Raw genomic sequence first — 20,579 nt, 5'->3', positions numbered from 1 at the left:
GTCAGAGCGGCCAGATGAGTGGAATAACTGCCGAGGCCAACAGACCGATGCTGAGGTTCAAGGGAATGCCAACGCGCAGAAAATCAGCGAACTTGTAGCCGCCGGGACCGTAGACCAGCATGTTCGTCTGATAACCGATCGGCGTTGCGAAGGAGGCCGAGGCCGCGACCATGACCGCCACCACCAGAGGACGTGGATCCAGCCCCATCGCCTGCGCCAATCCGATTGCGATGGGGGTAACCACCACGGCCACCGCGTTATTCGAGACCAATTCCGTCAGGACCGAAGTCAAAAGATAGACGGCCCAGACCACCAGAAACGGCGGCAACATGGACAGGCCCGGCGCAATGGCGTTGACAATCATCTGAACCGCGCCTGAGCTTTCCAGCGCCGCACCTATCGCCAGCATCGAAAAGATCAACGCCAGAAGCCGTCCGTCGATGAAGGAAAACGCCTCATCCGCATCGATGCACCGGCTGACCAGAACCAGCGCCACCGCGATGATCGACAGCATCAGGATCGGAGCCACTCCAAGCGCCGCCATGACCACGATCCCGATCAGTGCCGCAATGGCATATGGGGCATGGCTGCGGCGATAGGCCCGCTGTGTGGGCTGCGAAACATCGGCCATGTCGGTATCGGCGGCAAGGCGCTGGATGTCGGCAGGTGCCCCCTCCAGAAGCAGCGTATCGCCCACCCGCACCACGAGGTCATCCAGCTGCACTCCGATGTTCTGGTTGCGCCGGTGCACCGCCAGCACATAGACCCCATAGCGGCGGCGCAGGCGCATCGCACCGAGGGACCGCCCCACCAGTCGGCAGCCGGGCGTGACCAGAACCTCGACCGTCTTGGTCTCCACCGCCGAAACCTGGTCGACCCGCTTCAACTCCTTGTTGCGCTGCAGGCTCAGAAGTTCCGTCATCTGGGTGCGCAGCACCACGCGATCCCCCACCTGCAGTTCCACGCCTTTGAGGTTGCGCCGCAACGAGACATCGCCGCGGATCACGTCGATGAGGCGCACGCCCGGGCGTTTGAACAGTTGAACACCGGTCACTTCACGCCCGATGAGGTTGCTGTCAGGCGGAATCACCGCCTCGGTGAAGAACTTCATCTTCGAGCGGTCGCTCAGAAGATCTGCCAGGCTGTCGCGCTCGGGCAGCAGGCGCGGCCCTATGAAGCGCAGATAGATCATGCCCCAGATCACAAGAATCAGCCCAAGGGGGGTCACCTCGAAAATCGTGAACGCCGCCAGCCCCTGCGCCCGGGCCACGCCATCCACCAACAGATTGGTCGAGGTCCCGATCAGGGTCAGGGTCCCACCCAGGATCGCCGCATAGCTGAGCGGGATCAGCATCTTGGAGGCAGAGACATCCAGCGTGCGCGCAATCTGGATGAAGATCGGTATCATCACGACAACAACGGGCGTGTTTGAAACGATGGCAGACGCTGCAACAACAAAGCCCATCAACAGGGCAATCGCCAGCCGGGGGTTCACCTCTGCCTGTTTGCGCGCAACCTGCGTAAAGGCATCCAATGCCCCGGTGCGCACCAGGGCGCCCATAATGATGAACATCGCCGCAATCGTCCAGGGCGCAGGGTTCGACAGCACCGGAAGCGCCGCATCATAAGGCAGAACCCCGGTCGCCAGCATCAGCGACACCCCCGCGAGGGCCACCACCTCGGTCGGGTAGCTTTCCTTGAGGAAGGCCAGAAACATACCCACGACGATCAATAGAGCGAGAAAGGCGTTCCCGTTCTCCGCAATTTGAAAAACCTGCATATCCGGCAATAACTCACATTCGTTGAACTGGAGACGCCCATGGGATCAGAACGCGCCAGCACAGAGTGTTCCCGATCCGAAATGGGGAGGCAAGAGCTTGCGTAATCCCGCTGAATCAAAAGCACAGAATCCGGGTGTTTACACGGCAGGACCGAAGCCCTCGGAACCGATGTTCGACAGATCAGTCGCCGGGTCCATCCTTTTGCAGAAGGCCGCCATTGCGCACCATGCGGATGAGCTTGGTCGCCCCGGTTCTGTCGTCGGTTTCAATGTAGACACCGGACAGGGTCGCCTCGCCGTTCGCCGGAGTGAACCGGCTTTTCGGCATGCCCGTCAGGAACCGCCGCATGGGTTCCGCCTTTTCCATGCCAATGACGGAATCATAATCGCCACACATGCCCGCATCCGTCAGATAGGCCGTGCCCTCTGACAGGATCTGCGCGTCGGCCGTCGGAACATGTGTGTGCGTCCCCACCACAAGCGAGGCCCTGCCATTGCAGAAGTGCCCCATCGCCATTTTTTCGGAGGTCGCCTCGCAGTGCATATCGACGATCACCGCCTGAGCCAGCCCGCCGCGCGGGTGCGCCTTGAGCACACCTTCGACTGCGCCGAACGGATCATCATAAGCCCGTTTCATGAAGACCTGACCCAGCGCCTGCGTCACCAGCACCTTGCGCCCGCCCGGCGCATTGAACAACCGATGCCCCCGCCCCGGTGCGCCCTTGGCGAAATTTATGGGACGGATGATGCGCGGCTCTTTTTCGATGAACTGCAGCATATCCTTCTGGTCAAAGGCGTGATCACCCAGCGTCAGGCAATCCGCACCGGCGTCCAGAAGCGCCTTTGCATGATCCCCGCTGAGGCCCATGCCGTTAGAGGCATTTTCCCCATTGACCACAACGAAATCGAGTCGCCACTCCTGGCGCAAGCGCGGCAGGTTCTCGGTGATGGCGCGGCGCCCGGCGCGGCCCATCACATCGCCTAGAAACAGTATTCTCATGGCCTCTCTCCTAGGCAGCGCAGCCCGGCAGAGCAAGCCCTCCGCCAGGATCGGCCAGCATTTTCGTATGGAGACGAAGTCACATTGCGCGCCGCTCAGCGCGGCAACTGGACGATCCGGCTTTCGGTGACGATCATGTCAAGCGGCTGGTCGGTCGGCTCCAGCGGCAGGCTTTCTGCCTGCTGGGCATCAAATGCAAACCCGACGGCAAGGGTGGCCCGACGCGCGCGCAGCCTTTCAAGGGTGCGATCGTAAAAGCCACCACCATAGCCCAGCCGCCCACCGTTCAGGTCAAAGGCCACAAGGGGCACGATCACGATCTCGGGCTCAAAGAAATCATCCACCACGGGCACCCTGGCGCCAAAGGGGCCATCCCGGAGCGCACATTCGGGCTGCCAGCGGCTGAACCTGAGCGGCAGCCCCTGACCTTCGATCACCGGCACGCCCACATCGCCATGGGCGGCAGCTTCGGCCATGGCGGGCAAGGGATCGATCTCGGTGCGGATCGGCATATAGCCCGCCAGGGGAACTCCGCGATACCCGGCCAGCACCTCGGACAGGTGCCCGGCTGCCCCCGGTTTTCGCATCTCGAACGCCGCCTTGCGCCGTAAGAATGCAGCCTTGCGGGCCTCAGCCTTGATGTCCGTCAGTGGTGTCATTCCGAATTCCCTCTTGGGGTGCCCCTGCTTACAGCAGCACCAGACCAGCCAGCCCCAGGAAGGCGAAAAAGCCAACGACATCGGTCACTGTCGTCACAAAAGCGCCCGAGGCCAGAGCCGGGTCCACCCCGATCTTTTCGAGGATGACCGGAACAGCCGTGCCTGCCAGACCGGCAACGACCAGATTGATCACCATCGCGACGCCGATCACCGCCCCCAGCAGAGGCGAGCCGAACCAGACAATTCCAACAGCCCCCATGACCACGGCAAAGATCAGCCCGTTCACGAGGCCAACCAAGGCTTCGCGTCGGATCACGCGCCAGACGTTCGAGCCCGTGAGGTCGCGCGTCGCCAGCGATCGCACGGCAACGGTCAGCGACTGGGTGCCCGCATTGCCGCCCATCGAGGCCACGATCGGCATCAGCACGGCAAGCGCCACGAACTGCGCGATGGTATCCTCGAAAAGGGCGATCACCATGGAGGCCAGAACCGCCGTGACCAGATTGACCGCGAGCCAGGGCAACCGCTGTTTTGTCGTTTCCATGACCCTGTCCGACAGGCTGCCCTCGCCCACACCGGCGAGGCGCAGGATATCTTCTTCGTGTTCTTCGTCGAGCACAGCCATGGCATCGTCGATGGTAATGACGCCGACCAGGCGCCCTTCCCCGTCGACCACGGGGGCCGAGATCAGGTGGTACTGGTTGAAGGCATAGGCGACGTCTTCTTCATCCTGATCGGCCGGGATCACCTGGAAGGTGTCCTCGAAGAGATCGCTCAGCGCCACATCCCGGCGCGAGGACATGATCCGCCCAAGCGTCACATTGCCAACGGGATGCAGACGCGGATTGACCACGACCACATGATAGAACTGATCCGGAAGATCCGAGCGCTCGCGCATGAAATCGATCGCCTGGCCCACGGACCAGTGTTCGGGCGCCATCACGACTTCGCGCTGCATGAGGCGGCCGGCCGAGCTTTCCGGGTATCTCAGCGATTGCTCGACCGCGATCCGGTCCGAATCCTCAAGCGCATCAAGAATGGCTTCCTGCTGCGGCTCTTCAAGATCCTCGACCAGATCGACTACATCGTCACTGTCCAGTTCCCGAACCGCCTCGGCCAGCACCTGAGGCGTCAGGAGCAGGATCACCTCCTCGCGGATCGACTCATCCAGTTCCGACAGGATCTCACCATCGAACTCACGGTCGTAAAGGCGGATCAGCCGGGCCCGGTCGAAAGAGTTGATCTGCTCCAAAAGGTCGGCGATATCCGCCGCATGCAGCGGCTCCATAAGCTCAGCCAGACGCGCCTGATCATTTGTATCCACCGCATAAAGGATCTGTGCAACATGCCGACGATCGAGGGTGTAGGCATCTTCAGGGCCGGTGTCGCTTCCGATGATGTCGCCGTCAGTGCTCATGAGCTGCCCCTTTTCTCGTCGCCCCATGAATAGAAGAAGCAGCTACCGAAAAACAATGACAATGACGCAATTTACCGACCGAAAGCCTGCGCGTATCCTGTGACCGCGATTTCACGGGAAGGCACATGACACAATGAGCACCAAGACGAGCACGGACCGAGCTGCTGCGCGCATCCTGCGGGGGCAGGTTCTGTCCTTCGACCGGGACCCTTTTGCCGAGGAACGCCCGGAAGAGGCAGCCCATCTGCACGAGGCTGTCGCTCTGCACCGCGGAACCATCGCCGCTGTTGGCACGTTTGATGACGTACTTGGCCAGTTCCCTGGCGCCGAAGTCCACGATCACACGGGCAAGCTGATCCTGGCGGGATTTGTCGATGCCCATGTGCACTATCCGCAGACAGCGATCATCGCCAGCTGGGGCAAGCGGCTGATCGACTGGCTGAACAGCTACACCTTCCCCGAAGAAATGCGTTTCGGGGACCGCGCCTATGCCGATGCGGTCGCCGCGCGCTATCTGGACCTGACCGCCACCCATGGCACCACCACGGTCTGCAGCTATTGCACCATCCATCCCGAAAGCGTCGATGCCTTCTTTTCCGCCGCTCGGGCGCGGGGGCAACGTGTGGTTGCGGGCAAGACCTGCATGGACCGAAACGCCCCCGAAGGGCTGCAGGACACGCCCCAGTCCGCCCATGACGACAGCACCGCGCTGATTGCCCGCTGGCACGGGGTGGACCGGCTATCCTATGCGATCACACCGCGGTTCTCCCCGACCTCCACGCCCGAACAGCTGGAAGCGATGGGCGCACTCTGGGCGGCGAACCCGGATTGCCTGATGCAGACCCACCTCAGCGAGCAGACGGACGAGATCGCCTGGGTGAAAAACCTGTTCCCGGATGCGCGCGACTATCTCGACACCTACGAAGCCTTTGGCCTTTTGGGCGGGCGCGGGATTTATGGCCATGCGATCCACCTTGAGCCGCGTGAGCGGGACCGCCTGCGCGAACATGATGCGGCACTGGTGCACTGCCCGACATCGAACACCTTCATCGGATCCGGCCTGTTCGATATGGCCGGGCTGATGGCCGATGGACATCGTATTGGCCTTGCCACCGATACCGGCGGCGGCTCCAGCTTTTCGATGCTGCGCACCATGGCGGCGGCCTATGAGATCGGCCAATTGCGCGGAACGCCGATGCACGCAGCCGAATTGTTGTGGCTGGCCACGCAAGGCTCGGCACGCGCACTGCGCCTTGACGACAGAATCGGAAACATCGCCCCGGGCATGGACGCCGATCTGGTGGTTCTGGATCTCGCCTCCACCCCCGCGATCGCCCAGCGCGCCGCCCGCGCGGCGGACATATGGGAAGCCGCCTTTGCCACCATCATGATGGGCGATGACCGGGCTGTCAGCCAGGTCTGGATCGGCGGGCGCAGGGTCTGAACTCAGGCCTGCGCGGCAAGCGCACGGGCAAGGCGCCCGTGCCGCTCCAGCAGATTCGGCAGATCGATGCTGGTCACCTCTCCGTCAGAGATGATCTGCCGCCCCTCGACAAACAGGTGCTTCACCTGCGCAGGCCCTGCCAACAGCAGCGCGGCTGGATCCCAGCTGCCGCTGGAGGCCACGCCCGTCACATCCCAGACGGCTACATCGGCGCGTTTGCCGGGGCTGAGCCGCCCGCAATCGTGGCGGCCCAGAATATCGGCGCCGCCACGCGTGGCGATTTCCAGCGCCTCGTAGGCGCTCATGGCGTCTGCGCCGTTTGCCACCCGTTGCAACAGCATCGCCTGACGCGCCTCGCCGATCAGCGTCGCCATGTCGTTGCTCGCAGAGCCATCCACTCCCAGCCCCACCGGCACGCCAGCATCCCGCATCGCCCGTACCGGAGCAATGCCGCTGCCAAGGCGGCAGTTGGAGCAGGGACAATGGGCGACGCCCGTGCGCGTGCGGGCAAACAGGTCGATCTCAGCCGCGTCCAGCTTCACGCAATGAGCGTGCCAGACATCGCCCCCGGTCCAGCCGAGTTCCTCGGCATATTGGCCGGGGCGGCAGCCGAACTGCGCCTCGCTATAGGCGATATCCTCGTCGTTTTCGGCAAGATGCGTATGCAGCATCACACCCTTGTCGCGCGCCAGGAGGGCCGCGTCGCGCATCAATTCACGACTGACCGAAAAAGGCGAGCACGGCGCCAGCCCCACCCGGCACATGGAGCCTTCGCCCGCGTCATGAAAACCATCCACCACGCGGATCATGTCCTCAAGGATCGCGCTCTCTTCCTCGACCAGACTGTCGGGTGGCAAGCCACCCTTGCTTTCGCCAATGCTCATGGCACCGCGCGTCGGGTGAAAGCGCAGGCCCACTTCGCAGGCGGCATGAATCGTGTCTTCCAGCCGCGCCCCATTTGGATAAAGATAAAGGTGGTCCGAGCTGAGCGTACAGCCCGACAGCGCGAGTTCCACCAGCCCCAGCTGCGCCGATACGTACATCTCTTCCGGGCCGAACCGCGCCCAGATCGGATAAAGCCGCTGGAGCCAGCCAAACAGCAGCGCATCCTGTGCGCCCGGCACCGCACGGGTGAGGTTCTGGTAAAGATGGTGATGGGTGTTCACCAGGCCTGGCGTTACAACGCAACCCTTCCCCGACACGCGCTCACCAGAGGTGACCAACCCCTGCCCGACCGCCGCGATCTGACCGCCCCGGATCAGCACGTCGGCGTCATGCAGTACACTGCCCGCATCATCCATGGTGATGACGGTCATGGCCTTTTCGATCAGGATATCCTGCATGATTTCACACTCCTATGTCGCCCGTTTCGGTTTTGAAGTGTGAAGAGGGTCCGACAGAACAGGGGCAAAGGACTCGGACCTAGGTCACGATATCGCATCCCCCGTCGCGTGCTCAAGCCTGTTTCAGGCGTTTTGCAGCAGCCCAAGGGCCAGGGCATGCAGATCCGCGTTTGCCGCGGCCAGAACCTGACCACCGTCGTGAACCGGACCGCCCTGCCAGTTGGTCACAATCCCGCCTGCAGCCTCAATTACCGCGATGGGTGCCTGAATGTCATAGGCATTGAGGCCCGCCTCGATCACAAGGTCGATATGACCGGCGGCCAGCAAGGCATAGGCGTAGCAGTCCATTCCATAACGGGTCAGTTGGACTTCGCGCGAGACACGCTCGAAGCCTGCGCGTTCCTCGGCAGTGCCGACCTCTGGAAATGTCGTGAAAAGGATCGCCTGTTCCAGCGACCGGGTGCCTCGGGTGGCAAGTTCGGCAACGCCGTGCGGCCCCGACATCTGCGCGACATCGGCAGATCCGACAAACCGCTCCCCCGTGTAGGGCTGATCGATCACGCCCAGAACCGGGCCCTGTGCATTAGACAGCGCAATCAGCACACCCCAGGTGGGTGTGCCACTGATAAAGCCACGGGTGCCGTCGATCGGATCAAGAACCCAGGTGCGCCCGGAGGAACCTTCGATCGGTGGAAACTCCTCTCCGAGGATCCCATCCTCGGGACGCAGCTCAGACAGCACGGCTCGGATTGCCTGCTCGGCCTCACGGTCGGCGACGGTCACCGGGTCAAACCCCGCCTCCAGCTTGTTTTCGGCCCCAAGGCCGCGCTGGCGAAAATAAGGAAGAATCACGGAAGCTGCCGCATCAGCGGCACGATGTGCGACATCGAGGTCGGAAAGAGAAACATCTGTCATAATCTAGCCGGTGCCATTGCGCCCAGCCGAATACAACAAAAAAAAGACCCCTCAGGGGTCTTTTGCATTTCAGGCTGCGTCGCTCAGAACACGGGCCAGTTCGAACAGGCGCCGACGCTGGTTCTCGGGGATCGCATAATAGGAGCGCACCAGGTCCAGAGCTTCCTTGTCCCCCATCAGATCCTCGGGCACGGAACCAGCCTCAGACGAAGCCTTTCCATCTTCCTGCAGACCGTCGAAGAAGAAGCTGACAGGAACCTCCATCGCATCGGAAATATCCCAAAGCCTGGATGCGCTGACCCGGTTTGCACCGGTTTCGTACTTTTGAATCTGCTGGAACTTGATCCCGACTTTTTCGGCAAGTTGCTGCTGTGTCATACCAATCAGCCAGCGGCGGTGACGAATCCGCTTGCCGACATGCACATCTACTGGATGAGCCATGTGCCATCTCCTAGTTATACCAAAGTGGTTAGGGCCAGATCAGCCGCAATGTTCTACAAAATCCGCATGGATATCGCGTTCGATCCACCTTAGCGAACCGCCCCAAACTGCGACAAAGGCTCAACCTTGCAGAAGACCTTACGACCTCCACGGTTGAATTCAAGCCTCACTTGGACCCGCAACAAGCCGGGACATCCAAATGCATGATTTCATGTGGCATTTTGTCATGCTAATTTGACCAATAACATATGAAATACGTCCTCCCCATAAATAGTGAGGTGAATTCCAACCAACTGTTGTCAAACAGTCACCACGCGAATCACTCACTGGACGCAACCGTTTGAGGATATGATGCAGGCTTACCTTGTAACCGGCTTTGACACCCCTGCGCAGCTGGCGGATTTGGCCACCCCCCGACCGGGTCCCGGCCAGATCGGAGTCGAAATTGCTGCCTGCGGGCTGAACTTTGCCGATCTGCTCATGCAGAAGGGAACCTATCAGGACACGCCAGAGCCTCCGTTCGTGCCCGGCCTTGAAGTTGCGGGCACCGTCAGCGAGCTGGGGTACGGCGTGACAGGCTTTTCGATTGGCGACCGGGTCGCGGTTTATTGCGGTCAGGGCGGTCTGGCCGAAGTCGGCGCTTTTGATGCCAACCGCGCCGTGCGGATCCCAGATGCCATGAGCTTTGAAGACGCAGCCGCCCTGCAGATCGCCTATGGCACCAGCCTGGTTGCGCTGGATCACTGCGCGCGCCTGCAGCCGGGAGAAACACTCCTGGTGACCGGAGCGGCCGGCGGCGTTGGCCTGACAGCCGTGGAGGTTGGCAAGCTGATGGGCGCGCGCGTCATTGCCCATGCGCGCGGCGCCGACAAGCTGGAGGTCGCCCGACAGGCAGGTGCCGACCACCTGATCGACGACAGCGAAGACCTGCGCAGCATCGTCAAGGACCTTGGCGGAGCCGACGTGGTCTACGATGCGGTGGGTGGGCCGGTGTGGAAGGCGGCCTTCCGGGCCACCAATCCATGCGGGCGACTTCTGCCCATCGGCTTTGCAAGCGGAGAGGTGCCCCAGATCCCGGCCAACCACCTTTTGGTCAAGAACCTCACCGTGATCGGGTTCTACATCGGCGGATACCTGAAAGCGCGGCCCGAAGTGATGCAGTCCGCTTTTTCAACTCTGTTTGACTGGTACCAGGCCGGCCGGATCAAGCCCCATATCAGCCATGTGCTCCCCCTGTCGAAGGTTGCCGAGGGCATGGAACTGTTGCGCAGCCGCGCCTCGACCGGGAAAGTGGTGATCACGCCGTAAACCACCCGGCACCTTCGCGACGGTGAACCTCAGCTGGCAGCCCTGAGTGCCGTAGGGCGCAGGGCGGCAAAGCCCTGACGGATGATGTTGGCCAGATCCCCGACATACTGCGCGCGCACGCGATCGGCCCCGTAAAGGTTGATCTGCTGAACGGGCAGATCCGGCAAAAGATCTCCGTGATCAATGATCTCCTGGTGAGCCGGCTGGGTCCCCTCCAGCAACACGCTGATCGCCAGATCCGCGCTCACTGTCGCCTCGACCGTGCGATCGGATTCGCTATCGACCGCCATGTCCCACTCGATCCCGGCCTCATCCAGGGCCGCCGTCGCAGAGGCGCGGAAGATACAGTTGCGGCAGAACCCGAGCCGCAGCGGCCGCTGCCGCCAGGCCGACCCATCCGCGGCACCGATCCAGCGCAAGGGCATTTCGTGAATCGCTTCGCCCCCTTCCCCCGCCATGCTTTCGGTGGTCAGGATCAGATCATAGGCCCCCTTGGCAAAACCCGCCTTCAAGTCCCGGGTGTTAGAGGTCACCAGATTGACGCTCACGCGGGGAAAGGCGGTGTTGAACCGCTGCAGCACGCGAGGGATGACCGGATAGACCACATCGTGCGGCACGCCCAGAACCACTTCGCCTTCAAAGGCCTGATCGGTCAGCCGGGTGATCACCTCGTCATTGAGCGCCACCATGCGCCGGGCATAGCCCAAGAGCTGCTCTCCCGACGGGGTGAGCGCAATGGTGCGCCCCGAGCGGTCCAGCAAATCCAGCCCCAACAGCTCTTCAAGGCGTTTGAGCTGCATGGAGACCGCAGATTGGGTCAGATGCAAAAATCCGGCCGCACGAGTCACGCCGCCGTTGTCGGCAACCGCTACAAAAGAGCGCAGCGTCGTCAGATCGAGGTTTCGAGTCATAACAATCCTTGATGCTTAATATCAAAAACATTCGTTTTCAAAATACAGCACATTCTCCCATATACATCAACAGAAATGATGAAGACACGAGAAACCATCAAGCAAGCACGAAAGGACACCAATTATGACCTACATTTCACTCCCCTCGGCCCGCGCCAGGGCGCGTCGCAACCTGAAAGACCGCATCGCCCTCGCCTTTGCCCTGAACCGTCAGCGACGTGCGCTGTCCAAACTGGACGATACTGCCCTCTCTGATATCGGCATCAGCCGAAAAGCCGCAGACAGCGAAGCCCGCCGCCCGTTCTGGGATGCCCCCGATTTTTGGCTGCGCTGAACAGGGCCCCTTCACATGACGATCAATGCCTAAAGGCGCATCTTTTATTTGATGCGCCTTTTTCATGTTTTCACCATGCATCTTTTCATGTTTTTCGACTGAATCTTCGTGCCCCGGACTTGAACCGTTAGCGCAAAGACCCGATATTTCGACGGAACGCTGTGCACAGCCCTCGGGGTAAGACCTTGGGTTGGTACAGCGAGGGAGAGTTTTGGAAACGGAGACCATGATACATGGCACAGTTTGACACCATTCGTTCTGCAGCAGGCGCCCGCTCTGCCGAGATCGATGCGGGCCTGCGCGCCCATATGAACAAGGTCTACGGCACGATGTCCGTGGGTACCTTCATCACATTCCTGGCGGCCTGGGCCATCTCCGGCCTTGCGGTCACCAGCGATCCGTCCGGCGCTGCCGCTCAGCTGAGTGCGGACAAGTATCTGACCAGCCTCGGCTATGCGATCTACGCATCCCCGCTGAAGTGGGTCATCATGTTCGCCCCGCTGGCCTTTGTCTTTGGCTTCAGCGCCGCGATCAACCGCCTGTCGGCCTCTGCCGCGCAGTTGGTGTTCTACACCTTCGCCACAGTGATGGGCCTGTCTATCAGCTCGATCTTCCTGGTCTTCACGGGTGACTCGATCATTCAGGTCTTCCTGATCACCGCCATCGCCTTTGCGGGCCTGTCGCTGGTGGGCTACACCACCAAGAAGGACCTGTCCGCGATGGGCACCTTCCTGATCATGGGTCTGATCGGTCTGATCGTGGCCTCGATCGTGAATATCTTCCTGGCCTCCTCCGCGATGGCATTCGCGATCTCGGTGATCGGTGTTCTGATCTTTGCGGGCCTTACCGCCTATGACACCCAGAACATCAAGAACACCTACCTGCAGATGGCCCATTCCGGCGATCAGGAGTGGCTGGGCAAGGCCGCGATCATGGGCGCCCTCAGCCTCTATCTGGACTTCATCAACCTGTTCATGATGCTGCTCCAGCTGCTCGGCAACCGCGAATAAGCGACACCACATATCAAGACTTCGGCAAGGGGCGGATCGGCAAGATCCGCCCTTTCTTTTTGTCCGCCCTTTATTTTTGCAGGCCTCAGGAATTGAGCGATGAAGATTTCAGATATCGCAGCAGATCAGGCAGCCTGCCTGGTGCCTCTATTGCAAGACCTCCACGCCATTCATGCCGAGAACCAGCCAGAGCGTTGCCCGGCGAGCCCTGACGATGCCGACCTTACAGAGCAGCTTGCGACAGAGAGTGTTCACGCCATAGCCGCACACAGCCCCTCTGGCGCCGTGTTGGGTTATGCGATCTACGAGATCGAAGACAGGCGCTGCCTGCCCATTGTACGCGGCGGCACGCGGGTGATGCTTCATCAGATCACCGTAGATACGCCCTTTCGACGTCTCGGCGTCGGCAGCAGCCTGATCAGGGAAATTCAGGCGCGCTGCAAGGCCATGGAGGTTGGAACGCTCGTAACAACCTATGCAACCTTCAACGCCGCCTCGGCCGCGCTGATGAGCCGAGTGGGACTTACCCCCGTCACAACGGTCGCTGAATGGAGAACAGGCGCCTGAGGGCGCTCTCATCGCTCAGGAACAGCTCAGCCCCGTGGCCAGGGCGACCGTGCCGCGATCACTGCCAAGGACCTGCACCTCGCCCGTTGCGCTGCAGCCGCTTTCCCGGGCGGCCAGTGCCTGAAATTCGCTTGGCGCAATATCCGGCAGGCTTGAAATCACACTGCGCGCCGGGGTGCTGAGAACCGCAAGCCCGGTTGACCCAGCCCGCACCACCGACAGCGATAGCGAACGACCCAAGACCTCAACCTGCATCGCCAAGTTGCCAGATGCCTGCCGAGACCGGGCATCAAGAGGCTCCGCCACGATGGACAGGGGACCGGCCACAACGGGCGCCGGAGGGGTCGCGACACCGGCGACTGTCACACTCGGCCCCGGCACGACTGCAACCATCAACGCCGCACTAAACAAAACACGCTTAATCACAAGAACACCCACCTGGCTCTGTTAACCCACCTTAACAGTATAGCCACGAATTGGGGCGAAAAGGGGACTATCCTTTCGTACAGCGCCCCTATTCTATCGGGTAATTTGTTCAAATTCGAAACGCATCGCCGCGCACCATTCCGTCTGTGTCGGACTTTCAGCAGCTCGCTATCGTCGAACGAAAAAGGGCCACGCACAGCGTGACCCTTTCCAAATCTGGTATGCCGGAACGGCTTACTTGATTTTGCCTTCTTTGTACTCGACGTGCTTGCGCACAACCGGGTCGTACTTACGCACAACCATTTTCTCGGTCATGGTGCGTGCATTTTTCTTGGTCACGTAGAAGTGGCCCGTGCCCGCGGTCGAGTTCAGGCGGATCTTGATGGTCGTCGGCTTCGCCATGGTGCTTCTCCTGCGTCCGAAAAGGCAGGGGGCCTCTCGGTAAATTCCTATATGAGCGTGCGCTTTTACCTGCACTGCCCCCCAAGTCAATAGGATTCGGGGGGATATTTTGCGCAGAAGGCCTGTAAGCCGGATTCTGTCCCGGGGCACAGCCCCATGGACGACCATTCATCTGCGATGCGCATTGCTGCGCACCTCTAGCTGCCAACCCGGCCCCTCTTGGCTAAAGCGTGCCTAGCGGCGGTTTCCCGTTGCCGGGACCTGCCCGCGCGGGGGCCCTATTTGGCATTGCTCCCGGTGGGGCTTGCCGTGCCACCCCTGTTGCCAGGAGCGCGGTGGGCTCTTACCCCACCGTTTCATCCTTACCGCGCCCTGATCCGTTGCCGGGGGCGTGGCGGTTTCATTTCTGTGGCGCTATCCGTCAGGTTGCCCTGCCCGGGCGTTACCCGGCACCGTTGCTTTAGGGAGTCCGGACTTTCCTCGCGGAAGGCAAGCCTTCTGCGCGGCCGTCCAGCCTTCTGCGCAGCCCGCACCTATGCGCTCATCTCGTTGTGGTCAAGAGGATGATGAGGAGGTCAGCCCCAGAGTTCCGCCTGCCCGAGCGGCGCAAAATCCTCTGGGCACAGCGGACCCCTGGCCTGCGGACGATAGCGCAGGCGCACGGCGGCCAGAAGCGCCTCATCATCCACCGGTGCAGTATAGCCAATGTCGCGAGCATAGGCCCGGAACCGCGCAGCATCCAGCATATCCGGCTCCATCAGGCCGCCTGCGCCCGCCACGGCCTCAGCGCCCTGCCGCGCGAGCCCCTGCCGCGCCAGTCGCGCCCAGTCAAAGCGCGGGCCCGGATCGATTTTTCGATCCGGCGCCATGTCAGAATGGCCGATCACCGCATCCGGCGACATGCGCCAGCGTCGCATCACTTCTGTCAGAAGCTGCTCCAGCCGATCCATCTGTGGTGCCGAGAAGGGATGATCGCCGCCATTGTCCAGCTCGATCCCGATGGAGCGGGAGTTGATATCCTGCAGCCCGCACCACTCCCCTGCGCCCGCGTGCCAGGCGCGCTGATCTTCCTCGACCATCTGCCAGAGCGTTCCGTCACGCCCGATGAGGTAATGGGCCGATACCTCGGCCACCGGATCGCACAGGCGCTCAAGTGCGGCCTCTGCGCTTTGCATGGCCGTATAGTGGAGCACCACAAGGCTTGGTGTCAGCCCATCGCGACGCACCGTGTGGTTCGGACTTGGGTGCCAGATGGCATCAGACACGCGCGCGCCCATCAGAACAGTCCCATCAGGAACCGCTGTTGAGAACCAGACGGTATGGCGAGGGGTCCCAGCCACAGGCGTAGCCGTCCCCATCCGGATCAAGCGCGTAGCGATCACGCCGCGGGCCACCCGCCTCAAGAAAGGCAATCTGCGCCAGTTCAGGCGAAGCATAGCCGGCGCAATTGCGTGCCGAACGAGACTGCAGGTTGATGCCCGAGCGGCTGTAGATCCGATTCCCCGGAGGGTTCGAAGTGCTGAGGGCATATTGTACGATATTCGGGTCGCGCTGGCTGGGCGCGACGGTGGGTAGCTCGGTAGGCGCCACCACCTGATACTGCGCGCGCTGGCGTTTCAGGCGCTCGGCATCGCTTTCGATGGTCTGCCGCGCCGATACCGCATCAAAGCTGTTCTCATCCGACAGGCCCGGATTGCCGATCAACTGCGGCGCCGGGTTTGACGGGCTGGCTTCAAGCGGAGCCACGCCCGAATTGTTCTGCGCCGCGCGCAGGGCAGCAGCGGCTTCGCGCGCAATGTCCTCGTTGCTCGCGGTTTGCGCAAGCGTCCCTGCCCCGGCAATGGATCCGGCGCTGCGCGGGGCCGCCTGCAAGTTGCTGGTCGTCGACAGTGGCTCACTCGACACCCGTGCAGGCGGGATCAGCGCATCGCCGTTGATCGTCGTCCCGATATCAGGGCGTGCAGCAAAAGGATCATCGTCAATCCCCACGCCGGCCGCGCTGTCCGGCACCGGCGGAGAGCAGGCTGCCAGGGCCAGAATACTGCCAGCGGCGGCGAGGGAGACGAGGAGACGCATCGGGATCACCTGTGTTTGGTCAAGCGGGTACTGCTTTTGTTTTACCCGGTTCTACCACCATTTTCCCGGTTTTGCCACAAACCCGGCTGCCTGCTCCAGCGCATAGGCGGTGTTCAGCAGATCGCCTTCTTCCCAGGGACGCCCGATCAGCTGCAGACCAAGCGGCAATCCTTGCGCATCCAGACCGGCAGGCACGGAGATACCCGGCAGGCCCGCGAGGTTCACCGTGACCGTGAACACATCGTTCAGGTACATCTGCACCGGATCCGCATCGGTCATCTCCCCCAGACCAAAGGCCGCCGAAGGCGTCGCCGGTGTCAGGATTGCATCGATCCCCGCAGCGAAAACGTCCTCGAAGTCTTTCTTGATCAGGGTGCGCACGCGGCGTGCGCGATTGTAGTAGGCGTCATAGAAACCGGCAGACAGCACATAGGTGCCGACCATCACGCGGCGCTGCACCTCATGGCCGAAGCCTTCGGCGCGGGTCTTTTCGTACATCTCGGTGATGCCGTCGCCCTGCGCCAGCGTCGCACGGTGACCGTAACGCACGCCGTCATAGCGCGCGAGGTTCGAAGACGCCTCTGCCGGGGCAATCACGTAATAGGCAGGCAACGCATATTTCGTGTGCGGCAACGAGATATCGACGATCTTGGCACCTGCGTCCTTCAGCATCGCGGTGCCATCGGCCCAAAGCTTTTCGATCTCGGCCGGCATGCCCTCCATGCGGTATTCCTTCGGGATACCGATCTTCTTGCCCTTGATATCGCCGGTCAGCATCGCCTCAAAGTTCGGCACGGCCAGATCGGCGCTGGTGCTGTCCTTGGGGTCGTGCCCAGCCATGGCTTCGAGCATGATCGCCGCATCGCGCACGGATTTGGTCATCGGGCCCGCCTGATCCAGCGAAGAGGCAAAGGCCACGATGCCCCAACGCGAGCAGCGTCCATAGGTGGGCTTGATACCAACCGTGCCGGTAAAGGCCGCAGGTTGGCGGATCGAGCCGCCGGTGTCGGTGCCGGTCGCCGCAAGGCACAGGTCCGCTGCCACGGCAGAGGCCGAGCCGCCCGAAGATCCGCCCGGTGTCAGCTTCGTATCGCTGCCCTCACGCCGCCAGGGGCTGACCGCATCGCCATAGGCCGAAGTTTCGTTGGACGAGCCCATGGCGAATTCGTCCATGTTCAGCTTGCCAAGCATAACAGATCCCGCATCCAGCAGTTTCTGCGACACGGTGCTCTCATACTCGGGTTTGAAGCCTTTCAGGATGTTCGACGCCGCCTGACTGTCGACACCCTTGGTGCAGAAGAGATCCTTGATCCCCACCGGCAGACCACACATCGACGGTGCATCGCCCGCCTTGATGCGCGCGTCGGCGGCCTTGGCGCGCTCCAGCGCGATCTCGGGCGTCTTGTGCACAAAGGCGTTGAGAGCATCGGCGCCGTCGATCGCCTTGAGACAGGCTTCGGTCAGCTCGACGGAGGTGGTTTCGCCTTTGCGTAGCGCGTCGCGCGCCTCGGCCAGGCCCAGTTTGTTCAACTCGCTCATGTCTTACTCCACCACCTTGGGGACCGCAAAGAAGCCCTCGCGGGCGTCGGGGGCATTCGAGAGGATCTTGTCCTGCTGGCCCCCATCATTGACCACATCCTCGCGACGCTTGAGACGCTGCGGCGTGACCGAGGTCATCGGTTCGACCCCTTCCACATCCACTTCGTTCAGCTGTTCGATGAAACCCAGGATGGTGTTGAACTCGTCCGCCAGGGCAGGCAGCGCGTTCTCTTCGACCTTGATCCGGGCCAGTTTGGCCACCTTGGCGGCTGTGCTTTGGTCAATCGACATGGAAACCCTCATCTCGTGTTCCTGTCGCGTTTACCGCCGCGCTGCCCGCGCCGCAAGCCTGACTGGCGCCTTTCCCGCCCCAGAAGGCAAGCCGAAGGTGCATGACGGTGGATTCCTGTGCCCGCAATGCTAGAGTTCGGAAAAATCCAACACGGGGAGAAAAACCATGAAGATCATCTGGCTGGGCCACGGCAGTTTCCGTTTCGAGACCGAAGGCAAGGTGCTGCTGCTGGATCCCTGGCTGACCGGCAACCCGAGCCTGCCCGAAGACCAGCATGACGGGGCAATCGCGGGCGCGACCCATATCATCCTGACCCACACGCATTTCGACCATGTGGTCGACGTGCTGCCTCTGGCGAAAAAGCTGAACATCCCGGTCGCAGGTCAGTACGATCTGATGGGCTTCTGGGGTGAAACCGAAGGGATCGAGACCATCGGCTTCAACAAGGGCGGCACGGTGGATCTGGGCGGCGTGAAACTCTCGATGGTGCCCGCCTCGCACAGCTCCACCTTTTCCACCCCTGAGGGGCTGCGCACCGGTGGATCCGAAGTCGGTTACATCCTGCAGGCCGAGGGCAAGACCGTCTACATTTCGGGCGACACCGCGATCATGGCGGATATGGACTGGATCGGGGATTACTTCAAACCCGATGTGGGCATCCTATGCGCAGGCGGTCATTTCACTATGGACATGAAACAGGCAGCCTATGCGGCCAAACGGTATTTCAACTTCAAGACCGTGATCCCCTGCCACTACAAGACCTTCCCGCTGCTCGAACAATCGGCAGAGGATCTGATGGCAGGCCTGCCCGGCGTCGACGTGATCGAACCCGAGGTGATGACCGCAATCGACCTGTAGACAGGCGTTTTTATACAAACCTCAGGAAATCGCATTGGTCTCGAAGCGAACGAAGCGACTTTTCGCTGCGGCTGCACGCACGCCCGCTATTGACTGTGATGCGAGACGTATGCGGATCGAGTTTACAGGACTAAGCTGACACGATGAAACTCTGGCAGCCCCTATCTATCATGTGCTTCTACCTAGCAGCGGGCAATACAGTGCTCGCACGTGTTGCAGGCACTTGTACGCAAGGTGACGCAGATCGTTTGCATGGCGTAGTTTTTTCATTTCTACTCTATGGCATTGCTATACTCGGTTTGTGGCTGTCGCCGCGAGGCCGCACTATCGTTTTGTTCTCCCTTCCAGTTTTTCCCATCATTTTTTGGCAACTTTGGTTTTCTTCACGCCTGAGCTTTGAAATTCTGGTACGAGGTCACTCGGCATGCACCGTTCTACAGGGGCCTTTTCCTGCTTATCCTGACAGTGGATCTGAACTCTTCTTCGCTCTGTCGTGGCCACTCATGTCATTCAGTGTTTTGCTGGGTATGCTCTTAGTTCTGCGGGGCAAATACATAGGAGTTCAGGGTCTCTAATCTCTCAGAAAAGCCGCCATTCGGGCATTCCTCAGCATCGGTCAATATGGGCTCAACGCGGACCAACAAGGTTTGTGAACATGGGTTTTTGAAATGCCACGCGCGCCTTGGCTGCGCTGACCCTGCAATGGCACCCCGTCGCATGGTCATTGATCAGCCCCATCGCCTGCATGAAGGCAAAAACGGTGGTGGGGCCGACAAATTTCCAGCCGCGTTTCTTCAGCGCTTTGGAGAGCGCGACGGACTCTGGGCTGGTCGATTTGGTCTGCGGCTCGGGCAGGCTGTCCGGGTCCGGCTCATAACTCCAGAAGAATGCGGCCAGCGATCCGGCTTCCTCAACCAGCTCCTGCGCGCGGCGGGCGTTGTTGATCACCGCCTCGATCTTGCCGCGATGGCGAATGATGCCCGCATCCTGCAACAGGCGCTCCACGTCCTCTTCGGTGAAGAGGGCGACCTTGGTCCAGTCAAACCCGCAAAAGGCCGCGCGGAAATTCTCGCGCTTGGCCAGGATGGTGCGCCAGCTGAGGCCCGACTGGAAACTTTCAAGGCAGATCTTCTCAAAGAGGCGAATGTCATCCCCGACCGGATAGCCCCACTCCGCATCGTGATAGGCGTTAAACTCGGGCGCAGTGGCGCTCCAGGCGCAGCGGGCACGCCCGTCTTTTCCGACAATCACCTTGCTCAATTCAAAATCCGCCCGACCCAAAAGAGAACATTTGCAGAACACCTTGGCGGAATGACGCGTTGCTGTCCAGCCATGGTTTTTCAATGTAGATATGGCGGCTCACCGCCGGGCGCTGAAGAACTCTTTCAAAAGCGCGGCGCATTCCTCTTCGGCGATCCCTTCATAGACTTCCGGTGCATGATGCGCCTGCGGGTGGGAAAAGACGCAAGCGCCATGGGCCACGCCGCCGGACTTAGGGTCAGAGGCCCCGTAGTACACCCGCGCGATCCGGGCTGCCGAAATGGCCGCCGCGCACATGGCGCAAGGCTCCAGCGTTACATAAAGATCAAAGCCTGCCAGCCGTTCCGATCCGCGCGCAGCGCAGGCGGCGCGGATCGCCAGAACCTCTGCATGGGCCGTGGGGTCCGACAGCTCGCGGGTGCGGTTCCCGGCGCGCGCCGCCACCGTACCATCCGGCGCAATCAAGACCGCTCCGACCGGCACCTCCCCCCTCGCCGCCGCTGCGCGGGCCTCTTCGAGGGCGATAGACATATGAGAGCGAAACACCATACCCCCTCACTGCCGCAGAATGTGCGCTTTCGCAAGGCGCCGGAATGC

22 protein-coding genes and 1 other RNA gene are annotated in these 20,579 nt (G+C 61.3%); 6 read left to right on the top strand and 17 right to left on the bottom strand.

Translation table 11 applies throughout. The features are described from left to right. Position 1: 1 nt before the first annotated feature. From AADA15_RS04375 to mgtE, 4 genes are all read right to left on the bottom strand, one after another. The gene (locus tag AADA15_RS04375) at positions 2 to 1,780 is read right to left on the bottom strand and encodes an SLC13 family permease (protein WP_341640325.1); all 1,779 of its coding nucleotides are present in this window, start codon (positions 1,778 to 1,780) and stop codon (positions 2 to 4) included. A 181-nt stretch (positions 1,781 to 1,961) separates the two neighbouring features. After that, the gene (locus AADA15_RS04370; protein WP_341640324.1) at positions 1,962 to 2,780 is read right to left on the bottom strand and encodes a TIGR00282 family metallophosphoesterase; all 819 of its coding nucleotides are present in this window, start codon (positions 2,778 to 2,780) and stop codon (positions 1,962 to 1,964) included. A gap of 95 nt (positions 2,781 to 2,875) precedes the next feature. Continuing rightward, positions 2,876 to 3,439: a 5-formyltetrahydrofolate cyclo-ligase gene (locus AADA15_RS04365; RefSeq protein ID WP_341640323.1), complete on the bottom strand. Its 564-nt coding sequence runs from the start codon at positions 3,437 to 3,439 to the stop codon at positions 2,876 to 2,878. Positions 3,440 to 3,467: 28 nt separating this feature from the next. Beyond that, positions 3,468 to 4,856 carry a magnesium transporter gene (gene mgtE, locus AADA15_RS04360; protein WP_341640322.1) on the bottom strand — a complete coding sequence of 463 codons (1,389 nt, stop codon included), beginning with the start codon at positions 4,854 to 4,856 and terminating at the stop codon, positions 3,468 to 3,470. Positions 4,857 to 4,989: 133 nt separating this feature from the next. Between mgtE and guaD the strand changes: the two genes are divergently transcribed. Further along, complete coding sequence (gene guaD / locus AADA15_RS04355) at positions 4,990 to 6,300, top strand: guanine deaminase (RefSeq protein WP_341640321.1); 1,311 nt, start codon at positions 4,990 to 4,992, stop codon at positions 6,298 to 6,300. A gap of 2 nt (positions 6,301 to 6,302) precedes the next feature. On the opposite strand, the gene AADA15_RS04350 is transcribed toward guaD, so the two are convergent. From AADA15_RS04350 to AADA15_RS04340, 3 genes are all read right to left on the bottom strand, one after another. Then, positions 6,303 to 7,643: an 8-oxoguanine deaminase gene (locus tag AADA15_RS04350; protein ID WP_341640320.1), complete on the bottom strand. Its 1,341-nt coding sequence runs from the start codon at positions 7,641 to 7,643 to the stop codon at positions 6,303 to 6,305. Positions 7,644 to 7,766: 123 nt separating this feature from the next. After that, complete coding sequence (gene hisN / locus AADA15_RS04345; RefSeq protein ID WP_341640319.1) at positions 7,767 to 8,558, bottom strand: histidinol-phosphatase; 792 nt, start codon at positions 8,556 to 8,558, stop codon at positions 7,767 to 7,769. Between the two features lie 69 nt (positions 8,559 to 8,627). Then, entirely contained in the window at positions 8,628 to 8,999 is a 372-nt protein-coding gene (locus AADA15_RS04340; protein ID WP_341640318.1) for a helix-turn-helix domain-containing protein, read from the bottom strand. 351 nt (positions 9,000 to 9,350) lie between these two features. Here AADA15_RS04340 and AADA15_RS04335 point away from each other — a divergent pair, with 351 nt between their 5' ends. Next, entirely contained in the window at positions 9,351 to 10,307 is a 957-nt protein-coding gene (locus AADA15_RS04335; protein WP_341640317.1) for an NADPH:quinone oxidoreductase family protein, read from the top strand. 29 nt (positions 10,308 to 10,336) lie between these two features. Here AADA15_RS04335 and AADA15_RS04330 read toward each other — a convergent pair whose 3' ends face one another. After that, positions 10,337 to 11,218, bottom strand: coding sequence for a LysR family transcriptional regulator (locus tag AADA15_RS04330; protein ID WP_341640316.1), 882 nt, complete (start codon positions 11,216 to 11,218; stop codon positions 10,337 to 10,339). Positions 11,219 to 11,342: 124 nt separating this feature from the next. On the opposite strand from AADA15_RS04330, the gene AADA15_RS04325 reads away from it, so the two are divergent. From AADA15_RS04325 to AADA15_RS04315, 3 genes are all read left to right on the top strand, one after another. Next, the gene (locus AADA15_RS04325) at positions 11,343 to 11,552 is read left to right on the top strand and encodes a DUF1127 domain-containing protein (RefSeq protein ID WP_341640315.1); all 210 of its coding nucleotides are present in this window, start codon (positions 11,343 to 11,345) and stop codon (positions 11,550 to 11,552) included. Positions 11,553 to 11,785: 233 nt separating this feature from the next. Further along, the gene (locus AADA15_RS04320; protein ID WP_341640314.1) at positions 11,786 to 12,562 is read left to right on the top strand and encodes a Bax inhibitor-1/YccA family protein; all 777 of its coding nucleotides are present in this window, start codon (positions 11,786 to 11,788) and stop codon (positions 12,560 to 12,562) included. A 99-nt stretch (positions 12,563 to 12,661) separates the two neighbouring features. Then, positions 12,662 to 13,129 (top strand): GNAT family N-acetyltransferase, encoded by a 468-nt coding sequence (locus tag AADA15_RS04315; RefSeq protein ID WP_341640313.1) that lies wholly within the window; start codon positions 12,662 to 12,664, stop codon positions 13,127 to 13,129. A 15-nt stretch (positions 13,130 to 13,144) separates the two neighbouring features. Here AADA15_RS04315 and AADA15_RS04310 read toward each other — a convergent pair whose 3' ends face one another. The 7 genes from AADA15_RS04310 to gatC form a co-directional block, all read right to left on the bottom strand. Then, positions 13,145 to 13,522: a hypothetical protein gene (locus AADA15_RS04310; RefSeq protein ID WP_341640312.1), complete on the bottom strand. Its 378-nt coding sequence runs from the start codon at positions 13,520 to 13,522 to the stop codon at positions 13,145 to 13,147. Between the two features lie 267 nt (positions 13,523 to 13,789). Further along, on the bottom strand, positions 13,790 to 13,957 hold the full coding sequence (gene rpmG, locus AADA15_RS04305; protein WP_007814563.1) for a 50S ribosomal protein L33: 168 nt from the start codon (positions 13,955 to 13,957) through the stop codon (positions 13,790 to 13,792). A 109-nt stretch (positions 13,958 to 14,066) separates the two neighbouring features. Next, positions 14,067 to 14,479: RNase P RNA component class A (gene rnpB / locus AADA15_RS04300), an RNA gene on the bottom strand. Positions 14,480 to 14,532: 53 nt separating this feature from the next. Beyond that, positions 14,533 to 15,234 carry an N-acetylmuramoyl-L-alanine amidase gene (locus AADA15_RS04295; protein WP_437343169.1) on the bottom strand — a complete coding sequence of 234 codons (702 nt, stop codon included), beginning with the start codon at positions 15,232 to 15,234 and terminating at the stop codon, positions 14,533 to 14,535. Between the two features lie 13 nt (positions 15,235 to 15,247). Next, positions 15,248 to 16,033: a hypothetical protein gene (locus AADA15_RS04290; RefSeq protein WP_341640310.1), complete on the bottom strand. Its 786-nt coding sequence runs from the start codon at positions 16,031 to 16,033 to the stop codon at positions 15,248 to 15,250. A gap of 51 nt (positions 16,034 to 16,084) precedes the next feature. Further along, positions 16,085 to 17,572, bottom strand: a complete 1,488-nt coding sequence (gatA, locus tag AADA15_RS04285) for an Asp-tRNA(Asn)/Glu-tRNA(Gln) amidotransferase subunit GatA (RefSeq protein WP_341640309.1) — start codon at positions 17,570 to 17,572, stop codon at positions 16,085 to 16,087. Positions 17,573 to 17,575: 3 nt separating this feature from the next. Then, positions 17,576 to 17,863 carry an Asp-tRNA(Asn)/Glu-tRNA(Gln) amidotransferase subunit GatC gene (gene gatC / locus AADA15_RS04280; protein WP_341640308.1) on the bottom strand — a complete coding sequence of 96 codons (288 nt, stop codon included), beginning with the start codon at positions 17,861 to 17,863 and terminating at the stop codon, positions 17,576 to 17,578. 166 nt (positions 17,864 to 18,029) lie between these two features. Here gatC and AADA15_RS04275 point away from each other — a divergent pair, with 166 nt between their 5' ends. Beyond that, positions 18,030 to 18,722 carry a metal-dependent hydrolase gene (locus tag AADA15_RS04275; protein WP_341640307.1) on the top strand — a complete coding sequence of 231 codons (693 nt, stop codon included), beginning with the start codon at positions 18,030 to 18,032 and terminating at the stop codon, positions 18,720 to 18,722. 627 nt (positions 18,723 to 19,349) lie between these two features. On the opposite strand, the gene AADA15_RS04270 is transcribed toward AADA15_RS04275, so the two are convergent. Beyond that, a complete protein-coding gene (locus tag AADA15_RS04270) occupies positions 19,350 to 19,982 on the bottom strand; it encodes a DNA-3-methyladenine glycosylase I (protein WP_341640306.1) in 633 nt (210 codons plus the stop codon). A gap of 99 nt (positions 19,983 to 20,081) precedes the next feature. Then, positions 20,082 to 20,531, bottom strand: a complete 450-nt coding sequence (locus AADA15_RS04265) for a nucleoside deaminase (protein WP_341640305.1) — start codon at positions 20,529 to 20,531, stop codon at positions 20,082 to 20,084. Positions 20,532 to 20,579 lie beyond the last annotated feature (48 nt).

Origin of the sequence: Phycobacter sedimenti, from assembly GCF_038148855.1 — a bacterium.
In the GTDB taxonomy this organism is placed as follows: domain Bacteria; phylum Pseudomonadota; class Alphaproteobacteria; order Rhodobacterales; family Rhodobacteraceae; genus Phycobacter; species Phycobacter sedimenti.
The sequence above is the reverse complement of the archived record's forward strand: the minus strand, read 5'-3'. Positions and strand labels throughout refer to the sequence as shown.